Source organism: Paenibacillus pinihumi DSM 23905 = JCM 16419 (assembly GCF_000422505.1).
Lineage (GTDB): Bacteria > Bacillota > Bacilli > Paenibacillales > Paenibacillaceae > Paenibacillus_D > Paenibacillus_D pinihumi.
The window spans coordinates 25,656-49,881 of the sequence record NZ_AULX01000035.1 but is presented as its reverse complement, the minus strand read 5'-3'; the positions used below and the strand labels follow the sequence as shown (position 1 = coordinate 49,881).

16 protein-coding genes are annotated in these 24,226 nt (G+C 50.5%); 14 read left to right on the top strand and 2 right to left on the bottom strand.

The genetic code is table 11. From position 1 onward, the window contains the following. Positions 1-341 precede the first annotated feature (341 nt). The 6 genes from H583_RS0112595 to H583_RS32740 all read left to right on the top strand — a co-directional run bounded on the left by H583_RS0112595 (position 342) and on the right by H583_RS32740 (position 9,426). Positions 342-1,970 (top strand): response regulator, encoded by a 1,629-nt coding sequence (locus tag H583_RS0112595; protein WP_028560787.1) that lies wholly within the window; start codon positions 342-344, stop codon positions 1,968-1,970. Positions 1,971-2,155: 185 nt separating this feature from the next. After that, complete coding sequence (locus H583_RS0112585) at positions 2,156-3,967, top strand: cache domain-containing sensor histidine kinase (protein ID WP_036709451.1); 1,812 nt, start codon at positions 2,156-2,158, stop codon at positions 3,965-3,967. Between the two features lie 143 nt (positions 3,968-4,110). Further along, the gene (locus H583_RS0112580; protein ID WP_028560785.1) at positions 4,111-5,037 is read left to right on the top strand and encodes an ABC transporter permease; all 927 of its coding nucleotides are present in this window, start codon (positions 4,111-4,113) and stop codon (positions 5,035-5,037) included. A 30-nt stretch (positions 5,038-5,067) separates the two neighbouring features. Next, on the top strand, positions 5,068-5,952 hold the full coding sequence (locus tag H583_RS0112575; RefSeq protein WP_028560784.1) for a carbohydrate ABC transporter permease: 885 nt from the start codon (positions 5,068-5,070) through the stop codon (positions 5,950-5,952). 57 nt (positions 5,953-6,009) lie between these two features. Further along, a complete protein-coding gene (locus tag H583_RS0112570) occupies positions 6,010-7,572 on the top strand; it encodes an extracellular solute-binding protein (RefSeq protein ID WP_028560783.1) in 1,563 nt (520 codons plus the stop codon). 171 nt (positions 7,573-7,743) lie between these two features. Further along, positions 7,744-9,426, top strand: a complete 1,683-nt coding sequence (locus H583_RS32740) for a carbohydrate-binding protein (protein ID WP_081667181.1) — start codon at positions 7,744-7,746, stop codon at positions 9,424-9,426. A gap of 97 nt (positions 9,427-9,523) precedes the next feature. Here H583_RS32740 and H583_RS0112560 read toward each other — a convergent pair whose 3' ends face one another. Both H583_RS0112560 and H583_RS0112555 read right to left on the bottom strand, forming a co-directional pair. Further along, positions 9,524-11,254 (bottom strand): cache domain-containing sensor histidine kinase, encoded by a 1,731-nt coding sequence (locus H583_RS0112560; RefSeq protein ID WP_028560782.1) that lies wholly within the window; start codon positions 11,252-11,254, stop codon positions 9,524-9,526. Between the two features lie 7 nt (positions 11,255-11,261). Next, entirely contained in the window at positions 11,262-12,821 is a 1,560-nt protein-coding gene (locus H583_RS0112555) for a response regulator (protein ID WP_028560781.1), read from the bottom strand. A gap of 265 nt (positions 12,822-13,086) precedes the next feature. On the opposite strand from H583_RS0112555, the gene H583_RS0112550 reads away from it, so the two are divergent. From H583_RS0112550 to H583_RS0112515, 8 genes are all read left to right on the top strand, one after another. Next, positions 13,087-13,962, top strand: a complete 876-nt coding sequence (locus H583_RS0112550) for an ABC transporter permease (RefSeq protein WP_081667185.1) — start codon at positions 13,087-13,089, stop codon at positions 13,960-13,962. A 74-nt stretch (positions 13,963-14,036) separates the two neighbouring features. Then, the gene (locus H583_RS0112545; RefSeq protein ID WP_028560779.1) at positions 14,037-14,930 is read left to right on the top strand and encodes a carbohydrate ABC transporter permease; all 894 of its coding nucleotides are present in this window, start codon (positions 14,037-14,039) and stop codon (positions 14,928-14,930) included. A gap of 24 nt (positions 14,931-14,954) precedes the next feature. Beyond that, a complete protein-coding gene (gene melA, locus H583_RS0112540; RefSeq protein WP_028560778.1) occupies positions 14,955-16,253 on the top strand; it encodes an alpha-glucosidase/alpha-galactosidase in 1,299 nt (432 codons plus the stop codon). 196 nt (positions 16,254-16,449) lie between these two features. Then, positions 16,450-18,060 (top strand): extracellular solute-binding protein, encoded by a 1,611-nt coding sequence (locus H583_RS0112535; RefSeq protein ID WP_051236383.1) that lies wholly within the window; start codon positions 16,450-16,452, stop codon positions 18,058-18,060. A 242-nt stretch (positions 18,061-18,302) separates the two neighbouring features. Next, entirely contained in the window at positions 18,303-19,430 is a 1,128-nt protein-coding gene (locus H583_RS0112530; protein ID WP_028560776.1) for an ABC transporter ATP-binding protein, read from the top strand. Continuing rightward, positions 19,427-22,375, top strand: a complete 2,949-nt coding sequence (locus tag H583_RS0112525; protein WP_028560775.1) for an extracellular solute-binding protein — start codon at positions 19,427-19,429, stop codon at positions 22,373-22,375. Before H583_RS0112530 ends, H583_RS0112525 begins: the two co-directional genes overlap by 4 nt. Next, positions 22,372-23,343 carry a carbohydrate ABC transporter permease gene (locus H583_RS0112520; protein WP_036709448.1) on the top strand — a complete coding sequence of 324 codons (972 nt, stop codon included), beginning with the start codon at positions 22,372-22,374 and terminating at the stop codon, positions 23,341-23,343. Before H583_RS0112525 ends, H583_RS0112520 begins: the two co-directional genes overlap by 4 nt. 4 nt (positions 23,344-23,347) lie before the next feature. Next, positions 23,348-24,205, top strand: coding sequence for a carbohydrate ABC transporter permease (locus H583_RS0112515; RefSeq protein WP_028560773.1), 858 nt, complete (start codon positions 23,348-23,350; stop codon positions 24,203-24,205). The last annotated feature ends 21 nt before the right edge of the window (positions 24,206-24,226 follow it).

Below are 24,226 nucleotides of genomic sequence, written 5' to 3'. Positions count from 1 at the left end.
TATGAACAGCTTCATTGCATGATATTTGCCTGATCAGGCAGTTTAAAGGAGCTCACTGCTGCTGCCACACCGGAACTTGTTCTATCTGTTAGACAAGACCGATTGTCCCGGTCAATACATATGATCTGGTTGTCCAGTCAACACGAATGACAATATTATGGGTGGAATAGCTTGAATCTATACGGCTTGAAACGTCAGCTTTAGGCTTTAAAGAAATCCAGTTTATAAATTCCCTCATAAATTTTTGATTGCACCCGTGTATTCCGAAAGAGGTTCATGTAATATTAGATTAAAGGGAGCCAGAATATTGCTCGAATAACCTTAATATGGAAGGTGATCAGATGCTGAGTGCTTTAATCGTAGACGACGAATTTGAAATTCGTAACGGATTATGTAATCGCTTTCCTTGGGAAAATTTCGGATTTAACGAGGTGCTTGTCGCTGACGATGGCGATACGGCCTTGTCAATAGCAATGGACAGACGTCCCGATATGATATTGACGGATATCAAAATGAAGAAGAAGTCCGGACTTGAATTTCTCCGTTATTTGCAGTCAGCTGAAGACTACAAGCCGGAGGCTGTTGTTGTCAGCGGATATGATGACTTTGGGCTGGTAAAGCAGGCCATGCAGATGGGCGTGCTGGATTATATTTTAAAGCCGATTAACCTTGACGAGCTGTCTGAAATCGTACGCAAAACTGTGGAGATTATTCATAAAAAAAGAATGAACCAGAACAATGAGCAGATGCTCAGCCAAATCCGCTTTGCCATCCCCAAGATGCGCGAGGAACTGCTGCGGGAGCTGCTGGAGCGCAGTTATGACGCTTCCCGTATTATGCGGATACAGCACCGGATCAATACACTGAATCTGAATTGGATGACCCATGATTATATGACGTTGATTGCAATAGAGGCGGATGATTTGAAGGCAATTGGAAACCGGCGCATCAACGAAAAGGAACTGGTGATCTTCGGAATTGGCAATGTCGTCAATCAGACGCTGGAGGAAGAATATCCTTACCCGTTCACGATCTGTATGGATAGTGCAAGCCGCTGGATTATACTGTTGCGCAGCAATCCCCGGGAGCAGTCAGCCCTTGCGCGCGGAATTGCCAGCCTGTGCCTGCAGCGGATTAATGATTTTGTCAAAGTAAATGCAAGCGCAGGGCTGAGCGCGACGACAGGAACGATCGAGCACTTGCATGAGATGTTCCAGGAGGCGACAGAGCTGCTGGCCCATAAAGCCGTATTTGGCGGCAACCGTGTTCTCACCCATGGTTTGTTGCCGGGCAGCGAGGAATATGACAACGGTCTGCCTGAAGACCCCGCCGAAGTGATTGATTTTATCAAGTACGGTACAGATGAGGAAATTAGATCGGCTATGAACGGTTTTGTCGATCTCGTACAGTCGTGGCAACTTACCCATCTTCGTGATATTCAGCAGCGGATATTCGAATGGCTGTTTGAAATCTTCCGCCTTGCTTCCGCAGCGGGGGCGCCAAGATATAATGCCTTGAGCAACCCGATCGCGATGTGGGAGCTGCTGGAGCAATATGATACGCTGCAGTCACTGCGGGAGCAGACAGAGAAATTTTTGCTCAATCTGGCGGCTGATTTCCGGGAGTTGTCAGCTTCCCCGAGCCAGATCGTCAGTGAAGCAGAAAAAATCATTCGTTCTGATTACGCCGATAATTTGACACTGCAAAGCGTAGCTTCGGCAGTGCATGTCACTCCGGTATGGCTGAGCAAGCTGTTCAAGAAGGAGAAGCGCAAGACATTTCTGGAATATTTGACCGAAGTAAGGATTGAAAGGGCCAAGGAAATGCTCTCCGATATCAAATACAAAGTATATCAGGTATCCTATCAGGTCGGTTACAAGGACCCTGTCCACTTCTCCAAACTGTTCAAAAAACAGGTCGGATGTACACCTAAGGAGTTTCGCAGACAAAGAGGTCTATCCGATGAATAATGCAAGCTTATAGGTTCAGGATTTACAAGGGAGGCAGCCTGCTGGTGATCGAGCTTATCGCCGCGGGCAGCCTCCTGTCTCTATCCATAGTGGGAAATTTGCAACCTAACCGGACGAACGTGTGACTGAATGGGATTTTATTTTGTTCACAGCGGCAGACGTTACGCTTGCTAAAGGCGGGATTCATGATGAAAACATATACCTTTCAACTGTTCTCTTCACTTCGCAACAGAGTGATTTTTATTTTTTTACTGATCATTATCGTACCTTTCCTGATGTTCGCCTACTATGCTCATATTAAATCTATCGAGGGCATTTCAGAGACCAACTCGAAAATGTCGTTAAACTATCTGCTTCAGGCCAGAAAGAATTTCGAAAACTATTTGAACAAGCTTAATGACCAGTTGAATGACCTGATTGGCAACAAGCAGTTGCAGGATCTGATGGTGAATACTTCCGGCCCTCAGGCTGAAGAGGAACGGTTTGCGGTGAACCTGCTAACGCTTCTTTACCAGAGGACACCATCCATTGATGCCTTCAGGGTCCGGGTCTATCCGTTAAATCCGGAGCAGTATCCATCTTATATGATGACGATTGGCGAGTCGGCTGAACTTGCAAATCAGGAATGGTTCCGCAATTCCAAGATGACGGTAAGCCCGACCTGGTATTTGGCGATGCCGGAGCAGAGCCGGTATGACAAGCCGCTGCTTACCTTTGCGAAGCGGTTCACAGGGCTATACGACCGCAACCCGAGGGGGATTATAGCTGCCGACTTGTCCGAGGATCATCTGAACCGGTATTTTTCACCTACTGATCAGCTTAAGGGCCAAAAGCTGCTGCTGCTTAACCAGGATGGCGATATCAGTTATGATTCTTCCGGTAATGAATGGACAGGTAAGCCGTTTCCCTCTTCTGAGTTTGTAAGCTTTATACGTGAAGGACATGAGGGATCCCAGTCCATTACTGTGGAGGGCTACACGTATTTGGCAACTTATGTCAAGCTGCAGATGGAAAGCAAGTTGTGGTCAATCGTCAGCCTGACGCCCCTCCATGAACTGACTGGAACGATCGATGAAATTAACCGGGTCCTGGTCATTTTTCTGATCGTCTATCTGATCTGTTGCATTGGCGTCGTGATTTATATTACGGCCAACTTCACACAGCCGATTGCCCATCTCGTCAGACTAATGCGAAGGCTGGAATCGGATAATCTCCACAAGCTGCTGCCCTGGTCGTCCCGCCAGGATGAGGTGGGTTGGCTGTACCGCGGTGTGGGGAATCTCGTTCAGCGGATTGAAGGCTTGGTAGAGGAGGCATCACGTTCGGAGCGCAAGAAGAAGGAGTTGGAGTTTCAGGTGCTCAGCCACCAGATTAATCCACATTTCTTGTACAATACATTGGAATCGATCCGCTGGAAGGCGGAAAATCATGGACGCAGTGATATTAGCGAGATGGTGTCCGCACTTGGCAATTTGCTTCGTCTAAGTCTTAATTCGGGACGGGAAATAACGACGCTCCGCCGCGAGCTGGAGCAGGTGAAGGCCTATGTGCTGATCGAGCAGGCCCGTATGGGCGAGCAGGTTCGGATTATGTACGCCTGTGATGACAGTCTTCTGGATTTGCCGTTCTTGCGTTTGCTGCTTCAGCCGCTCGTAGAGAATGCGATTCAGCATAGTGTAAGGGACAATTTTGAAAAGGGAAAGATCATTATCTCTGTGAGAAAAGATGCGGGCGGTGATATGATTACAGAAATTTATGATAACGGCAATGGTATCCCTCAGGAGACGCTTGACCGGCTGGAGCGGAAAGAAGAGCTGGCGGAGAGCCTGACTGCACGTACGGGTGTGGGGCTGCGCAATGTGAACGACCGGCTGAAGTTATATTTTGGTGAAGCGTATAAGTTGAAAATTGAGACGGAGCCGGGCCGCGGCACGAAAATTTTAATCAGGCATCCGATCCTTCAGGATAACGCTGCAGCGTCTATCGAGGGTGAATAATTGTAATAAAATGGGGTTAATAGACCGGGCACAGCGTTCGAAAGCAGGATAAAACTAAACTGCAAAGGATAAGATTGGCTCATGGCAAGTCTTATCATGTCTCCTTACAATTAGAGTATAACTTCATGGAAAGGGACATGAACATGAAAACTAACGGAGTATTCAAGGAGCTTTTTCAAAATCGGACGCTGCTGCTTATGTTCCTGCCCGTTGCGGTGCTTTTATTCCTGTTCAGCTATTTGCCGCTTGCCGGTCTTGTCATCGCTTTCAAGGACTTTGATTTTTCCAAAGGGATCTTCGGAAGCGACTGGATGAATCCGCTGTTTGACAACTTCGACTATTTATTTTCCTCCGACTCGGCATTCCGGGCGGTCCGAAATACGATTTTGCTCAACGCCGTATTTATTGTGGTAGGACTTATTTTCGAGGTCGGCCTGGCACTTATGCTTAACGAAATCCGCAACAAGTACTTCAAGCGGGTCACCCAGTCGCTGACATTCCTGCCTTTCTTCATCTCGTGGATTGTCGTCGGCGTGTTCGCCTACAATCTGCTGAATTTTGAGAGTGGGGCTGTCAACCGTATTCTGGAGTCATTTGGCATGAGTCCGATTGATTTTTACAGCGAAGCAAGCCTGTGGCCGCTCATACTCACCATTGCGATCCGCTGGAAGGTGACGGGGTATGGCACGATCATCTACCTGGCAGCGCTTACGTCGATTGATAACTCCTATTATGAAGCTGCTTCTATCGATGGAGCGAACCGCTGGCAGCAAATCCGCTACATCAGTATTCCAATGCTCAGGCCTACGATCATTATCCTGACGCTGCTGGCGGTCGGACGGATTATGAATGCGGATTTCGGCATGTTCTACGCCATGGTTGGAGACGCGTCGCTGCTATTCCCGACAACAGATGTTATTGATACCTTTGTATACCGGAGCTTGAGAAAATCAGGAGATATCGGCATGGCTTCCGCAGCCGGTTTCCTTCAGTCGATCATTGCGTTCGTACTCGTCATCGGAAGCAACTATGCAGCACGCAAAATCGACAAGGATTCGGCCATTTTCTAAAACTAGACCTACAGATGGGAGAGGAAGCCTATGCCTGGCAAAAAAAATTCGTTGTCTCAATGGATTATTATCGTACTCATTTCGCTATTCAGCGTATCCTGTCTTCTGCCATTTATTATGGTGATCTCCGGGTCGCTCAGTACAGAGCAGGACATTGTGCAGCACGGCTACAGTCTGTTTCCCAAAACGGTTACCTTCGATTCCTATAAAATTTTATTCCTCGGTTCCAACCGGATTGTGGATGCATATGGAATCAGTATTTTTGTAACGGTCGTCGGAACGGCGCTGTCTCTGTTCGTCACCGCGATGGGCGGCTATGTGATGGCAAGACGCTCGTTCAAGTACCGGAATATTCTATCGGTTTATGTCATCATTACGATGCTGTTTAACGGGGGACTCGTTCCCTGGTATATCATTTGTGTGCGCTATCTGGACTTGAAGGATACGCTGTGGGCGTTGATTTTGCCGATGCTGGCCAATGCTTTCAATATGTTTTTGATCCGCAACTTCATGCTCTCGATTCCCGAGGATTTGCATGAATCGGCGAAGATGGACGGGGCGGGGGAATTCACTATTTTCTACCGGCTGATCTGCCCGCTGGCACTCCCTGTACTGGCAACCGTGGGGCTGTTCGTCTCCCTGAACTACTGGAATGACTGGTTCCTCGGGCTGATGTTTGTCGACAAGCAGGAGCTTCAGCCGCTGCAACTGCTGTTGCGCACACTTGTTTCGAACGTTGAGTTTTTGCGAAGTTCCAGCAATGCGGCAGCGATGCAGCGGATCTCGGCACAGATTCCGTCCGAATCGATGAAGATGGCGCTGACCGTTGTTACCATTGGCCCAATCGTCTTTTTGTACCCGTTTGTTCAGCGCTTCTTTGTCAAAGGCTTGATGGTCGGCGCAGTGAAAGGTTAAGGCTATCCCGGCTTCGGCCGTATAGTATACAACATCTCGCAGGGGGAGGAAATACAGATGCAATTTATGTTTAGAAAGCTGTCGCTTGCCATTCTTGCGACGATGATGATGGTTACAGTGCTTGGAGCATGCGGCTCCTCAGGAAATACGAACAAGCAGAGCGATCCGGCTGCACCGAACACAACGAATAAACAAGAGCAGCCTGGAAGCTCTGAGGGGGAGGTGACATTAAAATTTTATTTTGGCGGGGACAAGAAAGCGGCCACTGATGAGGTATGGTCCAAAATTAGTGAATATGTAAAAGGCAAAGGCTTGAACGTCAAATTTGACATCAACTTTATTCCGTTCGGCGACTTCAAGGACAAAATGCTTGTCATGGCAGCATCAGGCGACAACTGGGATATGAACTTCGACGGCGATTGGCTGTCCTACAAGCAAATGGCGGCCAAGGGCTCTTACATGGCATTGAATGATCTGCTGCCGGAGCATGCGCCGAATTTGTACAAAAAATATCAGGAGCAGGGCACGCTTCAAGCCGCAACAGTCAATGGGCAAATTGTAGGTCTGCCTTGGACGATGAAGATGAATGAACGCAAATTTGCAGGCTGGCGTTCTGATCTGGCCAAGAAGGCAGGTATCGAGATTGCGCCGGATTCCATTCAGACGATCGAAGATGTAGATAAGCTGCTGCGCGATCTGAGAAAAGCGTACCCGAATGAAAAGCTGTCCCGTTCCACACCGTTGTCGCTGTACTATATTCGTGATGAGTGGGTGGATCTGAACTTCCACGGACTTGGTTTTTACTTGAATGATCCGAAGATCACGGTGCAGGCAGTTGAACAACAGCCGTTCTATATGGAATCATCCAAGCTGGCTAAATCCTGGTATGACGACAAGCTGATCAACCGTGATGCCATGATTGACAAGGAAGATGGCGCTGCCCAGTGGCGCAACGGGAAGTCCTTATTCACCGTGACGTCCCATGAATGGGTATTTGCCAATCCTGGCTTTGCTGACCCTTCGTTTACCCAGGACATGTCTCTGCTCTACCCGGACAAGAAATTCGTCAACCGTACAGCACTGGCGAATGTAGTAGCCATCAACCGCAACTCCAAAAATCCGGAGCGTGTTCTGAGGTTCCTGGATATGGTCGAGACGGATCAAACCTTGTATGACTTGCTGCAATACGGTATTGAGGGCAAAACCTATGTATTGAACGGTGAGGGTGCGGAGTACCCGCAAGGCATGCAGACGACGACGAGCAACTATATGGAGTGGGGCGGCCAATGGGCGTTCTGGAAGCCGCAATTCATGCGTCCGACGATGACGTACGGCAAGGACTTCTGGGTAAAAGAGGCTGAGTTTGCCAGCCAGCCGATGAATGTGAATTCACCGATTGACGGTCTGTTCATTGCAGAAGACACGATGAAAAATGAAATCGCCAAGCGCGACCAGGCAATCGAGGAACTGCATAGACCAATCGAGTTCGGACTTGTCAAAGATGTGGATAAAGCGGTTGCCGATTACGTCGAGGCGCAAAAGAAAAATGGTCTCGATAAGATCCTCACAGAAACCCAAAAACAAATTGATGCATTTTTGGCTTCAAAATCTGGATCATAATTTACTTTTAGATCATAACCTCACAGGGAACCGGCCGCAAATCAGGGCGGTTTCCCTTTTGAGACGAATTGTAAGCGCATACATGCTATTTTAAAAATCTGCATTGCAGAGCAGCTCTTAAATTGTGGTGTATAGAGCCACGAAGTACCCAACCAATAAAGGAGGAAAAACATGAAGAACACAAGAAAAAAGCTGTTCGCTCTAATCGCCTTAGCGATGCTCCTCGCCGTCTCATCCTTTCCGCAAGGTTTTGCCCGGGCAGCCTCCTTTTCGGCATTTAATACGATTTTGGCTTCCGGCTATACCTCGCAATCCGGCACTCAGCTCGAGTCGTCGAGCGAGGGCGGCCAGAATGTAGCCTTTATTGACAATGGCGATTACATTGCGTTTGACAGCATCAATTTTGGAACCGGAGCATCATCCGTGCAATTCCGCGTAGCCAGCAACACGACAGGAGGGAACATTGAAGTAAGATTGGGGAGCCTTAACGGCACATTGGCTGCAACCTGCAGCGTACCGAATACAGGAGGGTGGCAAAACTGGGTTACCCGTACATGTACAACGAGCAATATTAGCGGTACGCATCATGTATTTCTGAAGTTCACTGGAGGTGCAGGCAACCTGTTTAATATTCATAATTTTAAATTCACAGCTGCTTCCGGCGGAACCGGGAACGATGTCGTTGGGCATATATTCGCGGGCTACCAGGGATGGTTTACCGCTGGCGGTGACGGCTCACCACTGAACAACTGGACGCATTGGACGAAGAACGGCAATTCGCCGACGCCAAATTCCAACGTTAATTTTGAACTTTACCCGGATCTTCGGGAGTATACGAATCTGTACCAGACGAATCTGGGCAATCTGGGCAATGGACAGCAGGCAAAGCTGTTCTCCTCGTATGACCAGTCGACGGTCAACAAGCATTTTGAGTGGATGCAGACGTATAATATTACCGGTGCCGCATTGCAGCGGTTCGGAGCGGACGTAAGCAATACGCCGAACAACTGGAAGAGCAATCGTGACAGTGTGGCTGTCAAGGTGAAAAATGCTGCTGAAACGTATAACCGCAAATTCTACGTGATGTATGACATTACGGACATGAATCCGAGCACATGGGTAAATGCCGTCAAAAATGACTTTACGACGAATATCCAGAACAGCATGCAGCTTACTTCTTCCACTGCTTATGCCAAGCAGGACGGCAAGCCGGTTATCTGTATTTGGGGTATCGGCTTCAATGACCGTCCGGGTACGGCAGCCGAGGCATCCGAACTGATTACATGGTTCAAGAACCAGGGCTTCTACGTCATTGGCGGTGTGCCAACCTACTGGCGTACTGGCATTGAGGATGCCAAGCCGGGCTTCCTGGATGTCTATAAGCAGCTTGATATGTTGTCCCCATGGTTTGTTGGACGCTTTAAAGGCATTGATGGTGCTGACCACTACAAGAACAATCAATATCAGCCGGACTTTACCTTTACAAGCCAGAACAACATCGTATACCAGCCTGTTATCTGGCCGGGCTTCTCATGGAAGAACCTGCATAACGGCCCGATCAACGAAATCCCGCGTCTGCACGGCGACTTTATGTGGCGGCAAGCCTACAATCTGAAGAGCATCGGCGTTAATACCGGTTATATCGCCATGTTCGACGAGTATGATGAAGGAACGGCGATTGCCAAGGCTGCAGAAAACAGCTCGATGATTCCGAACAACCAGTACTTCCTGACACTGGATGCGGACGGTGTAGCAGTCTCCTCAGACTTCTATCTGCGCCTCACCAATGATATCCATAAGCTGTTCCGCAATGAAATTCCATTGACCGTACAGCATCCGACCAGTCATCAATAATACTATAGCAGCAGGAAAGGGCCGAACGTTCGAGGAGTAAACCTTGAACGTTCGGCCCTTTTCATCATGTCTGTTCAGAAGCTGACAGTTTGGGGGATCAGCCCATCGGCAGTCTGATGTGGACCTGTGTCCCGATTCCGAGCCTGCTGGTGATAGTCACCCCGTATTCCGGGCCGTAAGCAAGCTGAATGCGCTCATGGACGTTGCGGATGCCGTAGCCGGCCTCCTTATTGCCCTCCCGTACATTCCTCAGCTGCTCTGCGGTCATGCCTGCTCCGTCATCAACAACTTCAAACAGAATGCAGCCTTCTTGCAAATAGAGGCGGATAATAATATTCAGTGGTGCTTCACCGTGCCAAATCGCATGATTAATGGCATTTTCCACAAATGGCTGAAGCATCAGCTTGAGCGTCTGGTACGGGTAGAGGGCTGTGTCGGTCTGCCAATGCACCTTGAACAGAGAGCGGAACCGCATCTGCTGGATCGCCAGATAATGCTCGGTAATTTCCAGCTCCTTCTGAATGAGAATATTCCGTTTCCCTTTATTAAGTGATGTCTTGTAGAAGTTGGACAGATGGTCGACAATATGGCTCACCTCCTCATCATTGTTGCGGATTGCCAGAGAAGAGATGATAGACAACGTATTATACAGAAAATGCGGATTAATCTGACTTTGGAGTGCGTACAGCTCCGATTCCTTCTTCAAAATTTCCTTCTTGTATACCTCATTGATGAGCTCCTTCAGACGCTGCTTCATCGTATTGAACGCTTCGGCGAGCTGTCCAATCTCATCCCGGCCCTTGCCCTTTAGTTCAAAGTTGAAATCCTCATTTTCCACCTTGCGGATAAAGCGGTACAAGGTCGAGAAGCGTTTGGAGAAGTAGCGGGCGGTGAATGCTATGAGCGCAAAGGCAATCAGGAAGCTGATGCCTGAGATGAACAGAACCCGGTTGGACGCTTGCCTTGCTTCTTTGAGCACATAATCGACAGGAACGACCGATACGGTCTTCCAGCCCAACGTCATGCTGTTATAGACAATGAGTGATTTCTGTCCCTGGATGGCAGCAGTAGCACTGCCCACAGCCCCCGATTGCCAAGGTCCATCCCCAATAATCTCCGACAATTGTCGCGCGATTAGCGATTTATCCGCAGCCGACAAGACCAGGCCATCTTCATTTACGATGTAGATATCCTTCGTCGCCGTTTCCTTCTCAAACAGGGAGTACAGCACCGCTTCCTTGACATCAATGGTCAGAATGCTGTAGGGATATTGAAGCTGATGATTGTTGAGCAGCCGGGCCAATGTGAATACAGAAGTCCGGCTGCCCTTGTCCGTTACGATGCTGTAGACTGCATTTCCGTAGGACTGCTGAAGCTCATGGAACCAGCTCTCTGAAGCCAAGGTGTAGAAGGGCTGAATAAACAGGCCGTCGCTTGGCAGCGTGTCGTTGTACGGATACAGGGTGATCGCGAAAATATCCGTATTGGCCGCCATTATTCCGTATAACAAATTATTGATATATTCATAGGCTTCCACGAACTCGATATTGCGGGTATAGGTCCGCGTCAAGTATTCTCTCAGCTTCGTATCCATATAGATCAGGCTGGAAATTTGCTTGAAGCTCTCCAGCCGGTTCTCGATATTCGAGTTAAGCTGGCTGTTCATTGTGTACATGCTCTCATACGTCTGTGCAATCAGCTGCTCCCGGTTCGTCTGATAGGAATAGACGGAGATGAGCAGCAGCGGAATCACCGATGAGAAGAGAAAGAAGATGGTCAATTTGCCCCGGATCGGGAGATTGATCAGATAATCACGAATGCAGCGCATGCCTCTCTCACCGCCCTAGTTGCTGATTGCGATATTGATTGGGGGTAAGTCCCATCTTCTTAAGGAAGATCGTACAGAAATGGGAGGCGCTCTCGTAGCCGACTCTGCCGGAAATCTCGTGCACTCTGTAGGCGCTGCTGCGAAGCATGCCGGCAGCATGCTCCATCCTTACCTGGGTAATGTACTCCAGCACTGTAAGGCCTGTATGATCCTTGAATATTGCCCGCAAATAGTTTGGTGAAAGATACACCTGCTCAGACAGATACTCAATTGTGAGCGGCCGGGCGTACTCACGCTCGATTAACGCTTTCACCTGAGCAATCAGCACCGTATGCTTGCCCGTCTGAAGCCTGCTTAACGCATCACCCAACATGGTTGTGAACTGGCGGATCGTCATGGCGATTTGCGGCACACTCTCGATGGCTGACAGCCGGTTGAACATTTTTGCTTTGTCCTCCATTTGCTGGCGGATGTTGGCATGAGGCAGAATATGAGTCAGATACAGCTCATCGATCAGCCCCATGCAGCCTTGGATAATGAATTCCGGACTCCAGTCAGACTGGATGGATTGATAGGCAATATAGTCATCGACCCACTGCTCCGCCTCCTGAAGCTTGCCCTGATTGATAAAGCTGTACAGCGACTCTGGGACTGGCGGTTCTACAATTCCCGGCCGTGCTTGCAGGGCAGGAAGTGTATCTGCCACAATGACATGGCCCGGGCCATAGAGGTAGACATGCCGGTTGCGGTGCAGCTGGAGCTCCCGGTATACTTCTGCGGCATCCTCCAGCGCCGTCTGCTGCGGGTACAGGCACAACGTAACCCATCTTGATTGCGCTTTCATTTTTGTGGGCCATTGCAGCAGCAAATCGAGCGGGTCCTTGATTCCAATTATAAAATAGGTGTGTTCATTCAGAGATATGGCGAGCATGCTTTCCTCGGCGGCCAATTGCTCCAGCTCCCGGTTAATCTCTTCTATAATCGCCGGTCCGTTCATCTGATATTTGGACAACAGCGGATATTCATCTATTGTGAGCAGCATGCAGGAATACTTGCTTGTATAAGAAGGCATCAGCTCCATCCCCAGCCTGGCAATCTCAGCGGCCTTCTCACGCTGCTGAGAGTAATCTGACAGTGCGTGCTTCATATATTGGGCGAGCAGAGCCAGCGAGGATTGTTTACTGCGCATTTCCTCCACGCATTTGGCCTTCACTTTGGCCATTAGGCTGTGCAGCTCATTCCGGTTTAACGGCTTCAGCAGATAGCCGCAGGCCTCGACCTGGAGCGCTGATTTTACATATTTGAAATCATCATAACCGCTTTGAAATACAATCTTCAGCCGGGGCATCAGCTCTCTTGCGAGCCGTGCCAGCTCCACGCCGTCCATAAGGGGCATTTTGACATCGGTGATCAGGATATCGGGAAGCAGTTCTTTAACAAGAGACAAAGCTTCTCTGCCATTCTTGGCCGTTCCAACAACTTCAAATCCCATTTCCCTCCACGGAATATACTTCGCAAGTGTGTCCAGCTCCAGCCATTCATCATCTGCCAGAACAATCCTGTACATGGTGCAGCCCCCATCCTCCCTGGAATAATTTTAAGTATCCCATCTTCTCTTCCCGGCCGTCAATTACAGAGTCTGGATATTCATTCGTTTCCGCAACGAATCATAAAATCCCGCTATAGATTATTGCCCTGAGAGGGGCTGATAATAGAAACAGACGGCCGATCGAAGTATGCAACAAATGAAATGAGGTGGTAGGTTGAATGCGTGGCATTGGATTTCACCTGCGAAGCGCAAACGAATCATCAAGCAGCGTTACTTGTATCTGATGCTTGTTCCAGCCTTTTTATGGTCAGTCTTGTTCGCTTATGGCCCGATGGTTGGCCTGTATATGGCTTTTATTGACTACCAGCCGACGCTGGGTAAATTCTGGTCCTCGTTTTTCGGAGGCAAATTTGTCGGGCTGCAATGGTTTAATCTGTTTTTTGCGGGCGATGAGTTCTTCCTAATTATGCGAAATACGCTCGTCTCCAGCGTGCTCAGCATTGCAATCGGATTCGTCGTGCCGATCGTCATTGCGATGGCGCTGAATGAGGTGAGGTATATGGCCTTCAAGCGGGTCGTACAGACGGTCTCCTACATGCCCTACTTTATATCCTGGGTCATTGCGGCGAATATTTTCGTAACGCTGCTGTCTGCGGACGGACTAGTGAATGAATTGCTCAAACTGCTGGGGTTGACCCGCGACAGTATTCTGTTCATGCAGGAGGGGCGGTATTTCTGGGGCATTGTGGCCGGTGCGAATACGTGGAAGGACATGGGCTACAACTCTATTATTTATTTGGCGGCGATCGCCTCGATCAACCCCGAGCTGTATGAGGCGGCAAGAGTGGACGGGGCCGGGAGAGTCAAGCAGGCGGCCTACATTACATTGCCGATGCTGAAGCCGACTATCGTCATCCTGCTTATCCTTGCTGTGGGCAACCTGCTCAATACAGGCTTTGACCAGTATTATCTGCTCGGCAATTCACTTAACCGCGACTATTCGGATGTCCTTGATACGTATGCCTTCCGCTATGGCCTTCAGAACGGCATGTTCTCCTATGCTTCAGCAGTCGGGCTGTTCAAGTCTATTGTCGCTTTCCTGCTGGTGCTGGGGGTGAACTCGCTGGCCAGAAGAATGAAGAGCAATTCCCTGTTCTAACGGTATCTGAGACTGCCGCAGCAGATTAGGATTGCAGGAAGGAGAACGGTCAAGCGGATAGAAAGGAGCAGGAAATGAAAAGAAGTGAGCGCGTGGTACACTGGACAGGAAATGTGCTGCTGTATGGATTTTTAATTGCTTTATTTGCCGTTACATTCTTTCCCTTCTGGCAAATTTTCATTTTGTCCATTAATGACGGGACTGATTCGCTAAGAGGCGGCTTCTTGTTATGGCCAAGAGAGATCAGCCTGGAGAGCTACCGGACGGTATTTGCCAACCCGGAGATCGTAACCTCGGTTCAAGTCACGTTATTACGGACGCTGATTGGCGTACCGCTGTCGATGATTTGTATCGCGCTGCTGGCCTATCCGCTCAGCAAGCGGGATCTGGTAGGCGGCAGGGGCATTGGGCTGTTCTTTATTTTCACCATGTATTTTAGCGGAGGGCTCATCCCTACGTATATGATCATCAAGTCGCTTGGCCTGATCGACAGCTTCCTCGTCTTTCTGTTCCCCGGCCTCATTAATATTTTCTGGATGGTGCTGGTCAGGACTTATATGGAGCAGCTCCCCAGAGAGCTGGAGGAGTCGGCGGAAATGGATGGCGCGCAGGACATTCAGATTTTTATCAAAGTGATACTGCCCGTTTGTATTCCCGTTATGGCGACAGTTGGCCTGTTCTCGGCCATCTTCCATTGGAATGCATGGTATGATTCCTATATTTATACGTACAACCCCGATCTCAAAACTTTGCAGGCTGTCCTGGTCAAAATACTCAATCAGTTCCAGACGGGGGATATGCTATCCCAGGCGCAGCAGCTGGCCAATGAGAACAAGAAAATTCCGGTCACCAGCGAGAGCATCCGCATGACGGTGACGATGGTAGCGACGATCCCGATTATATTGGTGTATCCGTTCTTGCAGCGTTTCTTCCTCAAAGGCATGCTGCTTGGCGCTGTGAAAAATTAATAAATTCTAAAGGAGAAATCAACGATGCCAAAAATCGCATTTATCGGAGCGGGAAGTACAATATTTGCAAAAAATATTTTGGGCGATTGTATGAAAACGCCTTCATTAGAAGGCTCGCATATGGCCTTGTACGATATCAACATCGAGCGGCTGGGCCAATCGGAGAAAATGCTGCAAAATCTCAATCAGAACCTCGGCGGCAAAGCTACGGTTCAAGCGTATACCGACCGCAAGGAAGCGCTGCGCGGAGCCGATTATGTCATTAATGCCATTGCTGTCGGAGAGCTGATCCCGACTATTATGTCGGATTTCGAAATCCCTGAGAAATACGGGCTGTACCAGACGGTTGCCGATACGCTCGGCATGGGCGGCTTGTTCCGCGGTCTTCGCACCATTCCTGTCATGTTGGATATGGCAAAGGATATGGAGGAGGTATGTCCCGATGCTTGGCTGCTCAACTACACAAATCCGATGGCCATCGTCACTGGTGCCATGATTCAGGCTACCGGAATCAAGACCGTCGGGTTATGCCACAGCGTACAGACCTGTGCCAGAGAGCTGCTTGAGGGACTTGGCATGGACACGGCGGATGTACGCTGGCGCATCGGCGGTATTAACCACCAGGCGTGGCTGCTGGAGATTACCCGTAATGGCGTTGATTTGTATCCGGAAATCCGGCGGCGTGCTGCACAGCGAACTGATCTCCATCCCGACATGGTGCGCTATGACTTTATGAAATGGTTCGGCTATTTCGTCACAGAATCCAGCTCACATGGGTCCGAATATGTCCCGTACTACCATAAGCGGCACTATCCGGAGCTGAAAGAGAAATACAGTCTGCCGACAGACGGCTACAAGAACTGGGGCCGCGGCAAGGCGGAATATTGGCAGGAGGTCAATGGGATGATTGAGAACAAAAACCTCGGCCATGAGCGCTCGCATGAGTATGCCTCTTACATTATGGAGGCGATGGAGACCAATATTCCGTATGAGATTGCCGGCAATGTGCTCAATACCGGGGGATTGATCAGCAATCTGCCGGAAAAGGCTTGCGTCGAGGTACCGTGCCTTGTCAGTGCCGGCGGCATACTTCCTACCCGCTTCGGCGAGCTGCCGCCGCAATGTGCTGCGCTCAACCGGACGAATATTAATATGCAGCTATTGACGATCGAGGCTGCCTTAACGGGCAAGCGGGAGCATGTCTATCATGCGGCCATGCTGGACCCGCATACCTCTTCCGAACTGTCGATCGATGATATCGTGAAGATGTGCGATGAGATGATGGAGGCCAACCGTCCGTTCCTGTCCTATCTGCAAAACTAGAGCGAGGTGGAGCTGGCGTAGTAAAAGTTTGGAGTTGTAGAAGCGGCAGCGTTCGCATTTGTCCCCGGATTTCCCACTTGAATAAGGGTTGAAACTTTAAGAAATCCGGGGACAACAGCGATCGGAAGCCCAAACTTTTACGAAGTGGCGATTAAATCACCTAAGTGCAAGTATTCTACAATATGGGGGCGTTACTATGCTGGATGTGTTAAGGAATAACCGGATACGCTGGACGATATCCTTACTGCTTCTCATTTCGTTGACAATGACGGCGTGCTCAGGAGGGAAAAGCGACTCTGCTGCTGGCGGGTCCGGGGCAGAGCCCGGCAAGCCGATAACCCTCACCTTCTTTGATAAAAATACAGGCGACCAGTTTGATAATCCGGTTGCCAAGGAGATTATCCGCAGGACGGGCGTGACGATCAAAATCCAGCAGCCGACAGGCAATCCGGAGGAGAAGCTGAACCTGATGCTGGCAAGCAACGATTTGCCCGATATTGTCCTGATGGACCGCCGCAGCGACATTGTCAACAAATATATTGCCGCTGGAGCACTCGTTCCGCTGAATGATCTGATTGAGCAGTTTGGGCCGAATATCAAGAAGATGTACGGGGATATTCTGAACAAGAGCCGGTACAAGGACGGCAAAAACTATTATTTGAACAACTGGTATGACATGGATACCGATCCGGGCTGGAGTTTCAATATGCGGATGGATATCTTGAAAGAGCTCGGCTTTGGCGACAAGGCCCTTAAGGGAGAGAGCTTTACTCAGGAGGAGTTCATCGGGCTGTTGCGCAAGTTCCGGGATAACTATCCGGCGGTTGACGGCAAGCCATCAATCCCGCTGACGCTGAATTCTGATCATATGCCAACCGTCGTCGGGACGTTCAAGGGCATGTACGGCATGAAAAATTATTATGAGCAGGACGGGAAGGTCATGCTCGATATCCGGCATCCGCGCTATGCAGAGATGATGAAATTTATCAATCAGCTAAGCACAGAAGGTCTGCTTGACGGGGAATGGGCGGTGAACAAGTCCCAGATTTTTGAGCAGAAGCTCGCGAGCGGACGGGTATTTGCTTCAGGAGGAGGACTGCCAAGCGAGCCGAACCGGCTGCTCAGACAACAGAACGGCGAGGATACGGATAAGCAGTTTTACGCCTTCAAGGTCATTGCGCCGGGTGTAAATCCCGCTGAGACGACTTATGGCCCCCGAAGCTCGCTTGGCTGGGATGCGATAGGTATTACGGTTGCGAACAAGCATCCGGAGGAGACGCTCAAGTTCATGGATTTCCTGGTTAGCGAGGAGGGTCAATATTTACTGCAATGGGGACTGGAGGGCGAGCACTGGGATATGGCAGACGGCAAACATGTGCCGCATCCGGAGGTGCTCAAGGGCTTCCGCGATAACTGGAACGAGTATGCGAAGGCGACGGGTATCCGCAAGTGGACCTGGTTCATCAAGAATGGCAATGGCTCAGACGGAACACCGTATGACTTGGCAGCTAAATATGACAGGGATCCGATCAGCAAACACGCGCTGGTATCCATGGAGAATTCGACCTGGGATACCTCCATCTATGACAATTTGGGACCGGACGGCGGAACTCCGGAAGCGCTGGTGGAGCAGAAGATCAAAGATCTGACCGACAAGGCCTTTACCTCGATGGTTTATGCGGAGTCTGCTGGCGATGTGGACCAGCTGTACAATAAACTCATTACAAATTTGAATGCAAATCATGCGGACAAAATCGAGAAAATTTTCACTGAAAAATACCAGGAGCGCCTCGCTCTCTGGAAATAACAACGCGCATGATATAAGGTGTCCCGAAGCTGCCCAAGGCGGCTTCGGACACCTTTTTTGCCTTGTCCGGCAGCTTCCGTACATGACTTCTCTGACAAGCTGTGGAAACTCTATGGGCCGCTCAAAGGATAAAGCTAAATATTGACTGTAAAAGCATAGATCAACCTATATTTTTACTTCCTTTCATAATGGTAGCATTAAAAGAAAATCTGACTCTAAGGTTATGGAAGGGAGGAACAAGGGTGGGAAGCATTACATTCAATCATGTCTACAAGCGCTACAAGGGTGAAGCCCGGCCGGCGGTCAACGATTTCCACCTGTCCATTGAAGAGGGGGAGTTTCTCGTACTCGTCGGTCCCTCCGGCTGCGGCAAGTCTACAACACTTCGCATGCTGGCCGGTCTGGAGGAAATTTCAGAAGGGGATTTGTACATCGACGACAAGTATGTCAACTATCTATCGCCAAAAGACAGAGACATTGCGATGGTATTCCAGAACTATGCATTATACCCGAACTTATCGGTCTATGAGAATATTGCGCTCGGTCTCAAGCTCCGCAAAACCGCCAAGCATGATATTGAGCTGAGAGTAAACCGGGTGGCCAGAATTTTGGAAATCTCCCATCTGCTCGGGCGCAAGCCGAATCAGCTCTCCGGCGGCCAGAAGCAAAGGGTGGCGCTTGGCAGGGCAATCGCCAGGGAGCCGCAAGTATTCCTCATGGATGAGCCGCTCTCCAATCTCGATGCCAAGCTGCGCGCCCAGACCCGTGCGGAGATCATCAAGCTGCAAAGCGAGCTTAAGCGGACGACAGTCTATGTCACGCATGATCAGGTGGAAGCGATGACGATGGGGACTAGGATCGTGGTCATGAAGGACGGAATCATTCAGCAGGTGGCGCCGCCCCGTGAGCTGTATGACCAGCCGGCCAATCTGTTTGTCGCCGGCTTTATCGGCTCGCCGCAAATGAATTTTATCCAGGGTTCAGTTACCAGGGAGGATGGCCGCTTTTATTTTGTGAACAAACGGATTAAGCTGCCGGTTCCAGAGCACCATTATCCGGGCTTTAACCGGGACAGGAACGGTATTAGCTTCATAATGGGCGTGCGTCCTGAACATGCGCTTTTGAAAGCGGATACAGGCAGGGAGGAAGAGGAAGGCTGGGTGCGCTGCGAGGTGGAGATGACGGAAATTACCGGTGCGGATTCCTATGTTTACGTCAGGTTGGGGGAGCAGACGGTAATCGTCCGCACCGATCCTGACAAGCTCCACAGGAAGGACGACAAGCTTCTGGTTTCCTTCGCGATGAACAAGGTTCATTTCTTTGAGGAACAATCCGGCGATTCAGTCTCACTCAAAGGGGATGCACAATGAGAAGGCGCAGAGTGTGGTCACTTACGATCCGGTTTGCTTTGGCAATAGCAGTTATCGCCGGCCTTTACGTGTGGGTTTCCGCTGAACAGCCGGTTCTCTACAACAGCAACGTTCAGACAAAGCAGCTGCTGTCCTACGAGTCCCGTGATTCGAGGCTTCCCTACGCCAAGCTGATGCTTCAGCACCCGGAAGCATTCGAAGACAACGCAGCGTCATCCCCCATCGATATTGTGCCGTCTGACTACGCAGCTTCCGCACCTGAAGCGGTGTTGCAAACGGGCAGTGGAGAAGAGCAGCAGGCACTGAGCTGGGACAATGACCGGGGATGGGTGGAATGGAAGTTCCAGGCGCCAAACGCCGGTTGGTATGAGCTGGAAATTGGCTATCAGCCGCTGGAAGGCGGCAACAGCGCGGTAATCCGCGGTGTTCAGATCGATGGCAGCTACCCCTTCGCCGAGTCGGAGCGGATCGAGCTGCAGCGATTATGGAAAGATTCCAAATTCCCGTATGACCGCAATGAAATCGGGCAGCAGATCCGGCCGCCGCAGGAGGAGATCAGGGGATGGTTCACCAAGACGGCGGATAACCTTTCCGCTTCTCCGGAGCCGCTGCTGTACCGGCTGGAGCAGGGGGAGCATACGCTGCGGCTCGTCGGGGTGAAGGAGGGCGTGGCGCTGAAGCAGCTGACCTTCCGCCCGCGGAACCAGATTCTGTCCTATGAGAGCTACAAGAGCTCGCATCCGGCAGATACAGAGGCGATAGGCTGGCATCAGGTCATTGAAGCAGAGCAATTCAAGCAAAAGTCGAGTCTGTCCATACAGACGGACTTCTGGTCGGAGCCTGAGATTTCACCCAATCCCAAGGGCCGCATTACCTACAATGTGCTGGGCGGCAACCGCTGGCGTCTTCCGGGCGAATGGGTGGAATGGGAGTTCTCTGTACCGCATAACGGCTGGTATGAGCTGGATATGAAGGCGTACCAGAATTACCGGAACGGCTTCTATGCTTACCGGACCATTGCAATTGACGGCGCTGTCCCGTTCAGGGAGATGCTTCATTACGGCGTGGATACGAATAAGGAATTTGAGATTGTCCCCCTTGCTGATGATGAAGGCGTGCCATACCGTTTTTATCTGGAGGAGGGCAAGCACACGCTGCGCATGACGGCTGATTCCTCAACAGTACAGCCGCTGTTCCTCGCCCTCAAGGCTGCGCTGGACGATCTGGCGGATTTTGACCGTCACCTGCGCCTGCTGACAGGGAACTACAGCAAGTCTGCCTTTGACAGCAATACGGATTCTACCCGTACGTGGAATATGCTGCGGCTGGAGCCGGATATTCATAACAAAGTCGAGGGTTTCATCCACAGGCTGAGAGAAATTCAGGATTATATGAACGGAATGAACCGCAAAAACTCGGATTTGTCACAGGCGATCAATTCATCGGTTGCGCTGCTGGACAAAATGCTGGAGGACGTGGACGAAATTCCGAACCGGATTAATGATTTCTCCACTATTCAGAATAATATCGGCACATGGATGGCGACGCTGACTCAACAGCCGCTGCTGCTGGATTACATTGTTGTGAAGACGCCGGGGACGAAGACGGGTCTAAAGACCGCTTCCGTGTTATCGCGCATCCCTTATTCGCTTGGTGAGTTCGTCAACTCCTTTATTCTGGACTATGATGTCCGCAAGCATAACCGCAAGGAGGCGATAACTGTCTGGGTACAGCGGGGACGCGACTATGTCGAGCTGCTGCGGGAATTGGTCGACCAGGACTTCACTCCGCGGACGGGCATTGAGGTCAATATTAATCTGATGACCAACCCGAATATTCTGATCCTCGGCAATGCAGCCGGAGACGTGCCGGATCTGGCGCTGGGCATCGCTGAATCGACCCCTGCCGACTTTGCCATGAGGGGTGCGGCAGAGGATTTATCAGGCTACCCGGGCTTCCCGGAAGTCAACGAGCGTTTCATTCCGGGCGTCAGACGGGCGATGAGCTATGACGGCGGTGTATACGGGCTCCCTGAGGTACAGAACTTCCAGATGCTGTTCTACCGGACGGATATTCTGGAGCAGTTGAACCTCAAGGTTCCGCAGACATGGGATGATATGTTTGACATTCTGCCAACGCTGCAGGAGAACGGCATGACGATGAGCTTTCCGAAAGGGGACTTCCCGACCCTGTTCTTCCAGCATGATGCAGAGGTCTATTCACCGGACGGCCTCAAGAGCAATCTGATGAGCGCAGGCGGCCAACAGGCATTCAACCGCTGGGTTGACCTGTTCCGAAAATACAATTTGCCAATTGATATTCCGGCCTTTTTCCAACACTTCCGGGATGGTGACATTCCGATCGGGGTTGCAGACTTCAATACGTATGTCCAGCTTCTGGTGGCTGCTCCGGAGATTACGGGGCACTGGAAAATGGCGCCGCTCCCTGGTATTCAAGGCAGCAGCGGCGAGATCGAGCGCTGGTCGCCTCAAGGCATCAGCGGGGCGATGATCATGAAGAAGAGCGAACGCAAAGACGAGGCGTGGGAATTCCTGAAGTGGTGGACTTCAGATGAGGTGCAGGCGCAATACGCCAAGGATATCGAATCCTTCTACGGTCTGGAATTCCGCTGGAACACAGCCAATGTCAACGCCATGGGCTCGCTGGGCTGGCCGAGCGAGGACCTGAAGGCGATTCAAGAGCAGACGCGCTGGGCGAAAAATTTGCCGTATATTCCCGGTTATTACTTCCTCTCAAGGGAAATGGAATTTGCCTGGAACCGTACCGTGCTTGACGGAATTCCGGCGCAGGAATCGCTAGAGCAGGCCAATCTGTCTCTGCAGCGGGAGATGAACCGCAAGCAGAATGACTTTGGGATCAAGGGGAGAAGCCTTGACATTCCCCAAATTGACAGACCTTATGAATGGGAGGATGCCGCAAAATGAAAATAGAGCTTTCTCCCGGTTTGCCGCAAAAGCGGCGTCCATCAGCTATCCGTCTCAAGTGGAACCGGTTTTGGCTGCAAATCTGGCGTGACCGGGTCAGCTATCTGTTTTTGGCACCGTTTCTGATTTGTTTCATGCTGTTTATCGTTATCCCCGTCATCATGGCGGGAACGCTCGGATTCACGTCGTACGATGGCTTCGGAGTACCGCGTTTTATCGGGTTGGACAATTATATCGTCATGTTCACACAGGATATTATCTTCCTGACGAAGGCGATTCCCAACACATTCCTGTTTGCCCTGATCGTCGGTCCGGGCGGGTACATTCTCGCTTTCCTGTTCGCGTGGTTAATCCATCAGCTCCCGCTCCGGATTCGCGATTACTATACACTCGCCTTCTACGCGCCCTCAATGGCGGGAGCGGTCGCACTGTCCGTCGTCTGGATTGCTGCTTTCAGCGGCGACCGGGTGGGTTACGTGAACGATTTTCTGCTGAACATGGGCTGGATTGACAGTCCGATTATCTGGCTGCAGGACAAAAAATATTTGCTGATCATTATGATCGTCGTATCGCTGTGGACCAGCTTCAGCGTGGGCTTCCTGTCCATGCTGGCGGGCTTGCAGACGGTGAACCGGGAGCTGTATGAAGCCGGGCGTATTGATGGAATATCGGGTCGGCTGCAGGAGGTATTCTACATTACCCTGCCTTCGATGAAGCCGCAGATGCTGTTCAGCGCAGTCATGTCGATTGTCGGAACGCTCAAGGCCGGCAGTATTTCGACCCAGTTGACCGGGATGCCGGTCACCCCTTCTTATGCGGGGCATCTGGTTATCAATCATATCGATGACTACGCCTTTATCCGGTTTGAGCTGGGATATGCGTCTGCGGTCTCCGTCATCCTGCTGATCATCAGTTATTTTGCGATGAGATTTGCCTACAGGCTGTTCGGCTCAAAGGAGGAACTGTAGAACCATGATGCGCAGACTACGTAAAATTACGCCGTTTCAGGTCGCTTTGGTAACTAGCTTTACGGCACTGGCTGCCTTCATGTCGCTGCCAATCATTTTTATTTTGAACCATGCCTTCAAGCCGCAGAACGAGCTGTTTTTGTTCCCGCCGAGATTTCTGGTGCAAAATCCGACGATGCGCAATCTGGAGTCGCTGCTGCTGCATGCTTCCAATGCTACCGTACCGTTCACCCGTTACTTGTTCAACAGTATTATTGTCGCTGGGCTCACGCTTGCATGCGTCATCCTGGTGAGTACGATGGCGGGGTATGTGCTGGCGAAGCACAAGTTTCATTTCAAGCAGCTTGTTCTCGCCCTGATTACGCTCTCGCTGATGTTCGCACCGGAGACGGTCGGCATCCCGCGGTATTTGATCATTAGCGGACTGGGAATCAACAACACGTATCTCGGACATATACTGCCAGCTCTTGCTTCTCCTGTTGCCGTATTCATGCTGGTCGGGTTTATCTCACAAATTCCGGGAGAAGTGCTGGAGGCGGCAAAAATAGACGGAGCCAGCCAGGTCGGAATATTTACCCGAATGGTTCTGCCGTTATCAATGCCCGCCATTGCCACGATCTCGATCTTTACCTTTCAGGGCGTATGGGGCGATGTGGAAACCTCCACGTTGTTCATGCAGGAGGAGACGATGCGGACGATGGCCTTCTATGTCAACAGCTTGCTGAGCGGGCTGCAGAACAGTGTTGCCGGACAGAACATGGCCGCTGCCGCCGCCTTGCTCATCTTTGTGCCCAACCTGATTATTTTCCTGTTGTTCCAGCGAAGAGTGCTTGAGACGATGGTTCATTCCGGGATCAAGTAATTCCAATATGTAAAGGAAGTC